The following is a 13,372-nucleotide window of genomic DNA, read 5'->3' as shown; positions in this document are numbered from 1 at the left end:
TGCCTAAAAATTAAAAATTGTACTATTCTACTTGCTTTAATCTTAGAATACGGGGTTGGGAATTAGTGAAGCAATTTCTGGCTCGTGGGTTGCCACCCACGGCTATTATAGTTCAGGCCCTTCAGGCCTGTGGATTTTCGGACTTTTAACGATTTTTAGTAGGTCGAAATAAGAGTGCTTTATTAAATCTTATAAGCGATTGTTAGATAAGGACATTACATTTCCAATCCCCATCATTTTGGAAAAAAATTTATTATTTAACGAGAACGCAAGAAGCCTGAAGGGCTTCAACAACAATAGCCACGGGTGAAAACCCGTGGACGGCATCAATCATCCTTTTTCTCAACCCCAGCGTGGGTTGAACAAAAAAAGGGAACCTTACGCATGATGTGATAATCAGTGTAAAAGCTCCCTATTCATTCTTTTTTTGCCTATGACTTTATGTGGATTGAAGTTTCTAGTCTCAGTCTCCAAGAAAAGTTTTTAGGGTAGCTATCACCGCTTCGGGTTGCTCTGCATGTAACCAGTGACCGGAATTTTTGATATGGATAATGTGATTGTTAGGGAATAGTTCATCTATGTCTTCCTTGTCACTGCTTTTGATATAGTCCGAGTTGGCTCCTCCCATAAAGAGTACTTGGCCCGAAAAGGGCTTGTCAGAAGTTATTTCCTCACCAACATTTTCGATTTGCTTGGTAATCACTGGTAGATTGACTTTCCAGGCAAAAGTGCCGTCTTTTCTTGTCAGGTTTTTTAGTAAAAATTGGCGAATACCACGCTCAGGGATATATTCAGCCAGTTTGTCTTCTGCCTCTTTTCTGGAGCTGAGGGAATTAATGTCCACTGCATTAAGGGCTTCCAATATGGTCTGGTGGTGCACCGGATAAGGTCTGGGAGCGATATCAGCCACAACAAGATTTTCTACCATTTTAGGATAGGTCAAAGCAAATTTCATTACCGTTTTTCCTCCCATAGAATGCCCAAGGAAACTGGCATTTTGCAATCCTTCTGCCTCCATGAATTCCTTCAAGTCTCCTGCCATGGCTTTGTAATTCCAAGTTTCACTATGGGGCGAATCGCCATGGTTGCGCTGATCCAGTAAATAGAGAGTAAAATTTTCCTCCAGCCCTTTGGCAATACTCATCCAGTTGTCCGCGGAACCAAAAAGGCCGTGCAGGATCACCAAGGGTTTTCCTGTGCCAGTTTTTCTAAAGTTTAATTTCATGTTGCTTTGGTTTTATTCCTCCAATTGCCTACGGTACATCTGTATGGTGTTTTCAAGGCCATAATACAAGGCATCACAGATAAGGGCATGTCCTATGGAAACTTCATCCAAGTAGGGGATTTGCTCTTTTAGAAATTTCAAATTGTGTAAATCCAGGTCATGGCCGGCATTCAAGCCAAGGCCTAGTTCCCTTGCGATTTTTGCAACCTCTAGATAAGGAGAAACTGCTTTTATTTTGTCCTCGTGATAAGTACTCGCATAAGGTTCGGTGTACAGTTCCACTCGGTCTGTTCCTGTTTCTTTGGCAGGTTCAAAGTATTTTGATTCTGGATTGATGAAAATAGAAGTTCTTACCCCATAGCTGTGAAGTTCTGAAATAAGGTCTTTGAGCATTTCCTTGTGTTTGATGGTGTCCCAGCCAGTATTGGAGGTGATGGCCTCTGGGGGATCTGGTACGAGGGTGGCTTGGGCTGGTTTGGCCAGACGAATGATCTCCATGTACCTTTTGTCTGGGTAGCCTTCAATATTGAATTCCGTTGTGACTTGATCTTTGAGTGCCAATACATCGTCATACCTAATATGTCTTTCGTCAGGTCTCGGGTGTACTGTTATGCCTTGGGCACCAAATCGTTCTGCATCCAATGCTACCTTTACCAAATCGGGATTATTATGGCCTCTGGCATTTCTTAGAGTGGCAATTTTATTTATGTTTACACTTAATTTCGTCATGTTCCAAATATCAGCTAATTTTGTGCTAAATTAAATATATTGCGTTAACATCGAAAATACCGATGAGAATAAGACGTTTTTAATTTTCACGTCCCATAAAAGAACGATACCAGTTTTAAACTTTACAAGTCAAAAAGATAAGTCATGAGCTTAAAAACCAACATAGAAAAAGAAATTAAACAAGCAATGCTCGCCAAGGACAAAGACAGGTTGCGTGGATTGCGCGCCATCAAGTCCATGATCATGCTGGAAGAAACCAAGGGTGGGAATGAAAATGGTCTTTCAGAAGCTGAAGAATTACAAATTTTAGTTAAGGCAGCCAAACAAAGGAAAGATTCTATAGAAATTTTTGAAAAACAAGACAGGAAAGACCTTGCTGAAGTGGAGGCTACCGAACTGAAAGTGATCAATGAATTTCTTCCCAAGCAGCTTAGTGATGAAGAATTGACTGCCGAATTAGAAGCCATTATCGGCCAAACAGGTGCTTCAGGGCCTAAAGACATGGGGAAAGTGATGGGAATGGCAACAAAAAAACTGGCTGGAATTGCAGATGGAAAAGCCATTTCTCAAAAGGTAAAGGCCTTATTAAACCCGTAAAACCATTTTGAGCACGATAGACATAATCATATTGGGCATGCTGGCTGTTGGGGCCTTTAGTGGCTACCGGCAGGGGCTGTTTATAGGGATTTTGTCTATCCTGGCTTTTTTTATTGGCATAGTCCTGGCATTTCGTTTTATGAATTGGGGAGCGGAACTTCTTACGGATAAAGTAGAAAGCCTGACCTTTATGCTTCCGTTTGTGGCTTTCGTTTTGATATTCCTGGCCGTAACAATCACTATCAGGATATTGGCCTTTATTGTTAAAAAAGCACTAGACCTGACCATATTAGGAACATTTGATAGCTTTGCTGGTGCTATTTTAGGCATCTTTAAATGGAGCATCATGATCAGTCTTTTAATTTGGGTGGCCAATTCCTTTGAATTTCAGGTGCCACCCGAAATTAAAAAAGATGCGGTCATTTATCCGGTTATAGTGCCTGTGGCGCCAACGATGGTCTCCGTTTTGGATGACTATACCCCCATTATAGATACGGCGATAGCCACTATCAAAGAACTCGTAAATAGCTCTTCCAGTGATCTTGTTAATTGATAACTTTGATTCTTTTGCCCATATTCTGGCAGATTATTTCAGGAGGACAGGCGAACAGGTAATTGTTTTACGGAACAACCTAAGCCTGGAAGAGATAAAAAAACACCATTTCTCTGCCTTGGTTTTTTCTCCAGGGCCAGAAACCCCTGAGAAAGCTGGCAATTTAATGAAAATCTTAGCTTACTATTATGACAAAGTACCTGTTTTGGGAATTTGTCTGGGGCACCAGGCAATAGGTACTTTCTTCGGTGCTCAGCTGGTTAGAAGCTCCTGGCCCATGCATGGTAAAATCTCTACTGTTTTCCGAAAAAAGCAGCATGAGGTGTTAAAAGATTTGCCCGAAACGTTTAATGTTACCCGCTACCATTCCTTGGAATTAAAAAATCTCCCGGATTGTTTATCGCTTATTCTTGAAGGAGAGAAAGGAGAGATTATGATGCTTTCTCATAAAGAGCTTCCTATTTTAGGCTTTCAGTTTCATCCGGAAGCGCACCTCACTGAATACGGAGAACAACTTATACAAAATTGGGTAGCTCTTATAAAGGAGTTAAAAATACCTGAAATTCATTATTAAATACTTTTGAACCTATTTTTTTATACGCCCTTTAGGGTAATAGGACTGTCAAATAGGGTAAGAAATTTAGTATTTTGAACCAAGGAGGCTTAGAACTCGTTTTATTTTTCGAATCCTTTTAATACCTTTAGCTACATGCGGGCAATAGAATTTATAAACAACCTTATTCCCCCCCTAAAATTTACGGACAAAGTAAAGTTAGGGCTTTCATGGATGGAAGAGATCAGGACAGATATATTACCTGTCGTGGACAAAGGTGCATTTAAGGGTTTTATCACTGATGAGATCATTTATGAACTCAATGATCAGGAGCTTAATCTAGAACATATAGATTTGGTGGGGAGTGCTAGTATAGTACAGGAAGACCGCCATATCTATGAAGTCCTAAGAATATCCTCAGAAAATCAAGTCAGTATGGTCGCCGTATTGGACAAGGAGCTAAAGTACTTGGGCGTTGTCACACAAGAAGGAGCCATTTCAGCTTTTACAGAGAGTATTTCTATCCAGTCACAAGGGGGAGTGTTGATTTTGTCCATGTTTATGACAGACTATAGCTTGTATGATATAGCAAGGGTGGTGGAGTCCGAAAACGCAAAAATTCTTAGCAGCTTTATTTCCGATGACCCACTTGATGACAGTAAAATCAAAGTAACACTAAAAATTGATCAAGTAGAACTTCGACATATCAAAGCTACATTAGAACGTTTTGGGTACCGGGTGATTGACCAATACCAAGAAGAAGACGGGATCAATAGCGATCAAGATCGTCTAGGCAACTTGATGCGATTTTTAGATATCTGATCCTACATGAATATATTACTTCACGGTATCAATATATCCTCTCATTTTCAAACTTGTATTCACCAATTGATTCAAGCCTTCGAAAAAAGTGGATCAAAAGTACAGTTAACAAGAAATCTATTTAATTCTATCCGAAAGAAGGGAGGTCTTAGCCCAGGGGTAACAATGCTTGGCGCAAAGGAAGAACTAGCGGATATAGATGTGGTCATATCTATAGGAGGAGATGGTACGCTTTTGGATACCATTTCACTTATTGCGGCTTTCGAAACACCCGTTTTGGGAATAAATACGGGTAGAATGGGCTTCCTAGCGACCATTGCCAAAGAAGAAATAGATGCTGCAGTCAAAGATCTTTTAGAAAATCGCTATTCTTTGGAGGACAGGAGCTTAGTGAAACTAGAGTCCAGTGTTCCATTATTTAAAGGCTTGAATTTTGGCCTGAACGAGTTCACCATTCACAAAAGAGATACCTCTTCGATGATTACTGTTCATACCTATATAGATGGAGATTATCTTAATAGCTATTGGGCAGATGGGCTCATCGTGTCCACACCTACAGGTTCTACTGGCTACTCGCTGAGTTGTGGAGGACCTTTGATATCACCCCTAGCCAAAAATTTTGTAATTACCCCTGTAAGCCCACACAACCTTAATGTAAGGCCGATTGTGGTTTCTGACGATAGTGAAATCTCCTTTAAAATAGAAGGAAGGAGTGAAAAATTCCTTGTATCTTTAGATTCCAGATCTGCGCCCATAGATGCGTCAGTGGAACTTAAAATCAAAAAAGAAATATTTGTTGCGAAGCTTGTTAAGTTTCACAATTACAGCTTCTTTGACACCCTGAGACAAAAATTGAACTGGGGATATGACATGAGAAACTAGTTTTAACAATATTTAACCCACACTATACTTAGTAGGGTTTTTTATTCGTTGGGTAGTTTATAAATTGCAACGACTTGAATAAATCCAGGTTTTACACATTAGCACTATCGGCTGTATTTGGTCTTTTAAGTTTGGGAACCACCCAAATGGCAAAAGCCCAACAACATGAAATAGGATTAGGATTAGGAGCGGGTGCCTATACCGGAGATATTCTTCGGATAATTGACCCAAACCAACTTGGTATTCAAGGAACGTTATTTGGCAGACGAAATTTTGACAATGCTTGGAGCTTGAGAGCGGGCTTTTCTGTATCCCGTTTAAACGGGACAGACAGTATAAGCCCTATCGATCAGGTAGCGATGATCAGAAATGCCTATTTTAAAGGCACAATGGTAGAAGTATCTGCTACGATGGAATTCCATTTTCTCGATTATATGAGCCACAAGTCTACCAGCAGGTTTTCTCCTTTTGGCTTTCTTGGCCTAGGTTACGGAATGTTTCTCGGCGAAGGTCAAACATATGATGGAGATCCTCAACCGGGAAATTATTCATTAGGTACTGTAATTGTACCTTTTGGGGCAGGCATAAAATACAAGCTTAAGGATCGTATTTTACTTTCCCTTGAAGGAGGAGCAAAAGCAACCTTTACCGATAATTTGGATAAAATAGGTAATGAGACCCTATATCTACCTCGATATAGAACTGACCCTGGCACTGGAAATCAAGTGTTAGACCCCACAAGTATAAATTTTGGTAATCAATCTGACCGTGATTGGTATTACTTTTTAGGTTTTACCATCAGCTATTCCTTCCATCAGATCAAGTGCTACTAGTACAATAATTGACCTCAGGATAGAATTTTTAAAAAAGAAGTGTCATTTTTGTAAATCAATTGAATCAACAGAGAATTTTGGAATGAAGGAAGTGATTGACAAGGGCAATATTCCCCGACATATTGCAATTATAATGGATGGCAATGGGCGCTGGGCCCAAAAGAAAGGAGCCATGCGAATATTTGGTCATAGAAATGCTATGGCGGCAGTAAGGGATGCCATTGAAGGATCGGTAGAACTAGGCGTAGATTACATTACCTTGTATGCCTTCTCTACAGAAAATTGGTCCAGACCCAAAGAAGAGGTAGATGCTTTAATGGGAATATTGGTTGAAGCCATTACAGATGAAGTGCCAACTATGATGAAAAATAACATCAGGTTGGAAACGATAGGTGATATTGATAGCCTTCCAGATTCGTGCATTAAGCACTTGAAAATGGGGAAAGATAAAACAAAAGACAATACTGGGATGACAGTTGTGCTGGCGTTGAGTTATAGTGGTCGATGGGAAATAGAGAAGGCTGTTCAGAAAATTGTCAAAAAAGTAGTAAATGGTGAGTTATCAGCGGATGCTATCAATCAGGAATTGATTGGCGCCCATTTGAACACTGCCAATATTCCAGATCCAGAACTGCTGATAAGAACCAGCGGTGAAATTAGGATCAGCAACTTTATGTTATGGCAATTGGCCTATACAGAATTATATTTTACAGAAGTGCTTTGGCCGGATTTTCGGAAAAAGGACTTGCATGAAGCCATACTCGCCTTTCAAAAAAGAGAAAGACGGTTTGGTAAAACGGGAGCTCAGACAAAGATCTCCAATTGACAATACTTGTTCTGAAAGAATTTAGTTTCAGAATTATTGCTGCCTTGGAATAACTAAAACCGAGGTTAAAATTTTATAGTTTGAAATGAAAAAGAATTTAATAATTATTTACTTGCTGCTATTGACCGGCGTGGCAGAGGCCCAAATCAGATTGGGACAAAGCCGGTATTCCAATCAGGAGCCGGTAAATATTATAGACCTTAGTTATTCCAACCCTAAAAAGTATCGGATAGCTGAAATAGAAGCGGTAGGTTTAAGCACGCTTGATGAAACAGCCATTATTTCATTGGCTGGGCTTCGGGTAGATGATCAAATCAGTGTTCCAGGTGAGGCTATTTCTGGCGCACTTAAGAAACTCTGGGCCCAAGGGATTATTGGGGATGTTAAAATTCTGGTTACAAAGATCGAAGGGGATGACATTTACTTGTTATTGGACCTTACAGAGAGGCCTCGTTTCAGTCGCTTTGACTTTACAGGCATTAATAAAACCCAAGAAGGGGAATTAAAGGACAAGGTTAATATCACTGGCCGTGTGGTTAGAGACGACGTTCTTAATACTGCTCAACGTAATATCAAGGATTATTTTGTAGGAAAAGGCTTCCTGAATACTGAAGTAAAAGTAGTTCAAGAAAGAGACACCACCCTACCCAACAGCGTGAAACTTCGGTTTGATGTAGAGAAAAAGAGCAAGGTCCGTATCAATGAAATAAGCTTTGAAGGCAATGAAAACATTGCAGACAATCGCCTTAAGAAAAAAATGAAAGGCACTCATGAGCATGCTCGGGTATATATTTTCAAAGATATTGTGTCTCGCTTGCTGAATGCCAACCCAAAAAACATTGGGGCTGCGGTGACCAAGAGAAACCCTGTGTCTGATGAAGAAGTTAAAGCCTATATCAATAAGAATTTCAAGCTCAACTTCTTTAATGGTTCTAAATTTGTCAAAAGCGATTACCGGGATGATAAAAATGCCCTTATTGCCTTTTACAACAATCGAGGGTACAGGGATGCCGAGATATTATCAGATAGCATTTTTAAGTTTGATGATAGCCGGATCAATATTGACATAGAAATAGAAGAAGGCAAGCAATATTATTATCGCAACATTACTTTTTCAGGAAACTATATCCATACCACCGAAGAACTACAAGCCAAGTTAGGGATTTTTGATGGTGACATTTATAATAAAGAAAAGCTAGACAAAAGGCTGAATTATGATCCACAAAAAGGAGATGATGTCAGTTCTTTGTACCAAGACAATGGCTACCTGTTCTTTACCATTGACCCAGTGGAGGTCAATATTCAAGCCGATTCTATAGACATAGAATTGAGGATATTTGAAGGACCTCAGGTGACAGTAAATAGCGTATCCATAGAAGGGAATGAACGTACAAGTGACCATGTGGTCATGCGGGAAATACGGATTCTTCCAGGACAAAAATTTGATAGAAGTGCACTGGTAAGAACCATTCGTGAACTTTCCCAGATCGGTTACTTTAACCCTGAGAACATAGAACCAGACATGCGTCCAAACTTTGAAGACGCTACTGTAGACATTACCTTCCAACTAGAGGAGCGGCCAAATGACCAGATCGAACTTTCCGGAGGTTGGGGTGGACTATTTGGCTTTGTAGGTACGGTAGGACTTACATTCAATAACTTCTCCATCAAAAATATAAAGGACTTCTCTAAGTGGAGGCCACTTCCAGTAGGTGATGGCCAAAAGTTGTCCTTGAGAGTTCAGGCCAATGGTCGTAGTTTTCAAAACTACAGCATGTCCTTTACCGAGCCTTGGTTTGGTGGCAAAAAACCAAATGCGCTTAGTGTTAGTTTCAATCATTCTGTTCAAAGGCAAATCAACTTCTATAGCCAAACCAATTTTGGTGAAGAGTTAGGTTCTTTTAAGATTACAGGAGCTTCAATAGGTCTGGCGAAAAGGGTTACTTGGCCGGATGATTACTTCCAGATCAGCAATAGCTTGCAATTCCAGAATTATAATTTCGACGAATATGGGAATTATTTCGGTTTGAGTTTCAATACGGGTAATGCGAAAAGCGTAGCGTTAAACACTACAATCTCTAGAAATAATATTGACAACCCGATCTATCCAAGGTTTGGTTCAAACATTACCTTAAGCTCAACACTAACTCCTCCATACGCTGCTATGAACAATAACCTGACCGGTGAGTCAACTGACCAGGAGAAATACCAGTGGCTTGAATACCACAAATGGATGTTTGATGCATCTCTTTATACACCAGTGTTGGGTTCTACCAAATTGGTGTTAAGTGCAAGGACTCACTTAGGTTTCTTAGGGTCTTATGGTACCAAGACAGGTATCATTCCTTTGGAGCGATTTGTACTCGGTGGAGATGGTATGAACATGATGAACTTCGCTTTGGGCCAGGAAATCATTGGACTTAGAGGTTATGAAAACCAATCCATCACTCCAGGTAAAGAGTATAGGAATCAACCAAACGCTCCGATACCTTATGGTGGGGTAGTGTATAACAAGCATGTGATGGAACTTCGTTATCTTGTATCTCCGAATCCTTCAGCTACCATATTCTTACTTGGATTTGCAGAAGCAGGAAATAACTGGGGAAATTACCAAGATTACAATCCTTATGATTTAAAGAAATCTGCCGGTTTTGGTGCTAGAATATTTATGCCGGCATTTGGCCTGCTAGGCATTGACTGGGGTTATGGGTTCGATGGTGTACCAACAGCTGGTGATCCAAACCCAGGGCCAAGCGGTGGAATGTTCCACTTTACTATTGGTCAACAATTCAGATAATTATGGAAAAGTCCCTGAAATTGTTATTTTTGCTTACGTTTTTGCCCATTGTGCTCATGGGACAGAAATTAGGCTATGTTGATACAGAATATATTCTCAACAAACATCCGGATTACAAAAAGATTCAGGGGGAAATGGAAGCCTTAAGTACAGAGTGGAAAAAAGAGGCACAAAATTTGGAAGAAGGAATACAACAAATGTACAGTGACCTCCAAGGAGAGCAGGTATTGCTAACTGAAGAGATGTACCAGGAAAGACTGGCACTAATAAGAGAGAAACAAAAAGAAGCCAGGGCTTTCAATAACAGGATATTTGGTGACAATGGGCAACTGTATCAAAAACAAGCAGAACTGCTACAGCCATTGCAATCTACCATTTATGATGCGATTGACAGGGTCTCCAAAAGAAATGGCATTGCCATTTTATTTGACAAAGCATCTAGTCCAACGTCTATAATTTATACGGACCCAAGACATGATTACTCAGATTTTGTTATAGAAGAATTAGGATTAGAAGAAAACAATTAAAAATTAACCAAGTTTAACAATTATGAAAGCAAGAATTTTCCTATCAGCAATTGCCCTCTTTTGCTTTGGATTTGTAGCAAATGCACAAGACGTCAAAATCGGGTATACCAATGTGGAATATATCATGAGTTTGATGCCAGAGATGGAGCAAATAGACGCTGATATCAAAGATTATAGCAACCAGTTAGGTCAACAAATCCAGACCAAAGGAGCCGATTTTCAGAAACAAGCGGCAGCATTCCAACAAGCAGCACCTAATATGACTGATGATGCAAGGAATACTAAGCAACAAGAGTTGCAAAAATTACAAGCAGAAATCCAAAAGTTTGAACAAGATGCACAGTCTTCTTACCAAAGGAAATTGCAGGAGTTATTAGAACCTGTACAAACTAAGGTGTACAATGCAATCAATTCAGTAGCAGCAGAGAATAACTATTCTCATATCCTATCTGAAGCTGCAGGTCAGGCACCAGTGCTTCTGTATACCAAAGACAATGATCCTTTTACAGATCTTGTTTTGGCAAAATTAGGTGTTGAAGCACCAGCTACTCCTGCTGCAGGACCTGGCGCTAATTAATAAGCTATTTTAAAATATTTTATGCCCGGTTGCTTTATAGTGACCGGGCTTTTTTTATTTTTGGACTCACACAATAAATAACCTTATGTACTGGAAAATTTTGATTGTCTGTTTTTTAGTAAGCTCTCCCCTGTTGGCTCAGGAGGAAAAGGCTTATGATCTCGAGGTGATGGAGGTAATGCTTGATGCAGAGGTAAGCGGCTATCGCTCGTTTAAATATGCCATAAAGAACAATGGGCCTGAAGCTGCTCCTGCTGGAAGTTATCAGGTGTTTTTCAAGGTAAATGGTAAAATGATTAGTTTTGACACCAAAACGACGACCATGAAAGCGGGTCAATCTTTAGTTTACACCGCAGGAGAAAAATACCGTGCCAACCAGCCTGGTAAAAAACTGAAATATCGCTTGATCATAAATACAAAGGACAGCAATAAGCGCAACAATAGGCTTAAAGGAGAGATTGTCCTTTAGTATTGTTAGAAAATTTAAAATCGAGAGCTGTTTTAAACAAGTCTACCAGTGGAAATTTAAACTTTTCACTGGTAGACCATGATCCAATCTCTTAAAATCTGTTTGTTTCTTTGACTGAATTGGTTTCAAAAAGAAGAGTCAATTTGGTATTATAACTGCTAATTTATATGAACCCATTTCCTCAATTAGAGGCTGGTAAATAATAATATTTATAACACCGCCCATTCGTAAAATCGCTTAATTTTGGATTATAGGCGTTTTTGGTAATTGTTAAGGCGTGTTTTGGATTAGTATGGAACAATTTATTTAAGGCACATAGATCATCTAGTGTATTATTGTCTTTTATTGTAATTTTTCCTCCGACAATTGATAGACTGTCCAACCCCTTTAGTGTTTTCAGGTTTGGGTGTAAGTCTATAAATAAATTCCCCTTTATGGATTGTAAATTTTCCAATCCCTCTAGATTTTCTAATTTTAGTATATCTCTAATGGTAAGGTTTCCTTGTAACTCTCTTCCGATAGGGAGACCGTTAAGGCTTTCTAATCCGCTGATTTTATTTAAGTTTAAGGATTCTGTGATTTTGAAACCATCAGGAAATTTATTTGCGAAATTATCTATTTCCATATTTGAAAGGCTTAGGGCATTGATTTCTTTTAACGGACTAAAAATCTCCCAAAACGGTTCCAAACTAGGGTTAAGTCCTAATTCAATTGAATTAATAGTTAAATTTTCCAAATCAAGAATAGAACGAAGTTTAGGATTATACCAAATATGAATTGTTTCACAATTTGTTAGATTATTTAATCCGTTCAAGCTTGATAAATTGTAGTTGTCTTGAATCCTCAGGTAATTTTTTACAGTGATTAGTTTGTCCAGACCTTTAAGGTCGATTAGCTTTGGATTGGATAAAAAAGTAGCTCTGTTTTTAACTTCCTTAAGATTTGAAAACCCTTCTAGCGATGTAAGATTAGTATTGTTTTCGATAGTTAAGTGATCCAAAGAAACCAAGCTATGAAACCCTTTGACGCTTTTCAATTGTGGATTTGAGTATATGTGGAGGTAACCAATTTCTTGGATAGATCGTAGTGGTGATAAATCAAGTTGTTCATCACTTGATGCAATCTTTAACCCTCCTTTTATTTTTGTATAGCAGAAAGCGCCAAAATCATCAATCTTTTTCTGACTTGATATATCAATTTCACCCTCAAATGTTCCACCAACATTTTCGAGCCCTTCTCTGAAATTAACTTCTTCGGCATCTATACCAAAGTCACCGGGAGTAAAACACCTGGTGGATAAAGCTGTAGCTGCAATGGTATTTATTTGGTTTTCTAGTGTTTCAAATTGGAGTGGAAGTGGATTCGGTGTGTTGGCTGAAAGTTGTGATTTTGTAAGAGGACTAGCATATATCACCTCTCCATTTATATCCATAAGTAATAATAGGCTAAGCCTGTTGCCCCCTGTTGGTAGGTTGTTAATTGTTAAGTGAATGGTATATTCCTCTAGAGAAAAATCCTCGAACTTTTTGGGATAACCCTCAATAATTCCACACTCATTTTCAATGGATACATAGATGGATGTAATATCATTTATACGTTCTGAAGAAAGACTGGATCTAAAACAGCCTTCAATGTCAATGTCAAAAGAAATATTACCAGTTGGTGGAATTTCGGGTAGTGGTTCTTTCTTGCAAGAAACTCCCAAACAAAGTATTATTAGTCCAGCTATTACTGTGGTGAAACGGAATTTTTTCATGGAAACAATAAAAAATTTAAAAATGAGGGACTGATTTTAATGAACCATTTGAATTCAAGATTAACCATACTTGCGCCAAAAGGTGTGGTAATTTATAATAGAGGAAATAATCCCCCTCGGTTTTTTAAACCCTTAAACTTTGAACCTAATTATCACTATCTGTCTGAAACAAGTTAAACCTCCCTTTAAGAGGTACCTACTAAAATATTGGTTAAATAATCCAAGA

General features: G+C 39.0%; 14 protein-coding genes. 11 read left to right on the top strand and 3 right to left on the bottom strand.

What is annotated here, in order from left to right:
- Nucleotides 1-463: 463 nt before the first annotated feature.
- Nucleotides 464-1,225 (bottom strand): alpha/beta fold hydrolase, encoded by a 762-nt coding sequence (locus AAC073_RS22040; protein WP_339925985.1) that lies wholly within the window; start codon nt 1,223-1,225, stop codon nt 464-466.
- Between the two features lie 12 nt (nt 1,226-1,237).
- Complete coding sequence (locus AAC073_RS22035) at nt 1,238-1,954, bottom strand: pyridoxine 5'-phosphate synthase (protein ID WP_339925984.1); 717 nt, start codon at nt 1,952-1,954, stop codon at nt 1,238-1,240.
- Between the two features lie 144 nt (nt 1,955-2,098).
- Between AAC073_RS22035 and AAC073_RS22030 the strand changes: the two genes are divergently transcribed.
- The 11 genes from AAC073_RS22030 (at nt 2,099) to AAC073_RS21980 (ending at nt 11,390) form a co-directional block, all read left to right on the top strand.
- Entirely contained in the window at nt 2,099-2,551 is a 453-nt protein-coding gene (locus AAC073_RS22030) for a GatB/YqeY domain-containing protein (RefSeq protein WP_339925983.1), read from the top strand.
- Nucleotides 2,552-2,558: 7 nt separating this feature from the next.
- A complete protein-coding gene (locus AAC073_RS22025; protein WP_339925982.1) occupies nt 2,559-3,104 on the top strand; it encodes a CvpA family protein in 546 nt (181 codons plus the stop codon).
- Complete coding sequence (locus AAC073_RS22020) at nt 3,088-3,678, top strand: aminodeoxychorismate/anthranilate synthase component II (RefSeq protein ID WP_339925981.1); 591 nt, start codon at nt 3,088-3,090, stop codon at nt 3,676-3,678. The genes AAC073_RS22025 and AAC073_RS22020 overlap by 17 nt, the downstream gene beginning before the upstream one ends.
- Nucleotides 3,679-3,813: 135 nt before the next feature.
- On the top strand, nt 3,814-4,479 hold the full coding sequence (locus AAC073_RS22015) for a cbs domain containing protein (RefSeq protein WP_339925980.1): 666 nt from the start codon (nt 3,814-3,816) through the stop codon (nt 4,477-4,479).
- Nucleotides 4,480-4,485: 6 nt separating this feature from the next.
- Nucleotides 4,486-5,361: an NAD kinase gene (locus tag AAC073_RS22010; RefSeq protein ID WP_339925979.1), complete on the top strand. Its 876-nt coding sequence runs from the start codon at nt 4,486-4,488 to the stop codon at nt 5,359-5,361.
- A 74-nt stretch (nt 5,362-5,435) separates the two neighbouring features.
- A complete protein-coding gene (locus AAC073_RS22005; RefSeq protein WP_339925978.1) occupies nt 5,436-6,194 on the top strand; it encodes a DUF6089 family protein in 759 nt (252 codons plus the stop codon).
- A 58-nt stretch (nt 6,195-6,252) separates the two neighbouring features.
- Nucleotides 6,253-7,020 (top strand): isoprenyl transferase, encoded by a 768-nt coding sequence (locus AAC073_RS22000; protein WP_339925986.1) that lies wholly within the window; start codon nt 6,253-6,255, stop codon nt 7,018-7,020.
- Nucleotides 7,021-7,105: 85 nt separating this feature from the next.
- Nucleotides 7,106-9,817, top strand: a complete 2,712-nt coding sequence (locus AAC073_RS21995; RefSeq protein ID WP_339925977.1) for a POTRA domain-containing protein — start codon at nt 7,106-7,108, stop codon at nt 9,815-9,817.
- A 2-nt stretch (nt 9,818-9,819) separates the two neighbouring features.
- Nucleotides 9,820-10,344 carry an OmpH family outer membrane protein gene (locus AAC073_RS21990; protein WP_339925976.1) on the top strand — a complete coding sequence of 175 codons (525 nt, stop codon included), beginning with the start codon at nt 9,820-9,822 and terminating at the stop codon, nt 10,342-10,344.
- A gap of 22 nt (nt 10,345-10,366) precedes the next feature.
- The gene (locus tag AAC073_RS21985; protein ID WP_339925975.1) at nt 10,367-10,921 is read left to right on the top strand and encodes an OmpH family outer membrane protein; all 555 of its coding nucleotides are present in this window, start codon (nt 10,367-10,369) and stop codon (nt 10,919-10,921) included.
- 85 nt (nt 10,922-11,006) lie between these two features.
- Entirely contained in the window at nt 11,007-11,390 is a 384-nt protein-coding gene (locus tag AAC073_RS21980) for a hypothetical protein (RefSeq protein WP_339925974.1), read from the top strand.
- 181 nt (nt 11,391-11,571) lie between these two features.
- Here the strand turns inward: AAC073_RS21980 and AAC073_RS21975 are convergent, their stop codons facing one another.
- The gene (locus AAC073_RS21975) at nt 11,572-13,146 is read right to left on the bottom strand and encodes a hypothetical protein (RefSeq protein WP_339925973.1); all 1,575 of its coding nucleotides are present in this window, start codon (nt 13,144-13,146) and stop codon (nt 11,572-11,574) included.
- Nucleotides 13,147-13,372 lie beyond the last annotated feature (226 nt).

This window comes from uncultured Cyclobacterium sp., assembly GCF_963977555.1.
In the GTDB taxonomy this organism is placed as follows: Bacteria; Bacteroidota; Bacteroidia; order Cytophagales; family Cyclobacteriaceae; genus Cyclobacterium.
Note: the sequence above shows the minus strand (reverse complement) of the source record. Positions and strands in the feature narration are given on the sequence as shown.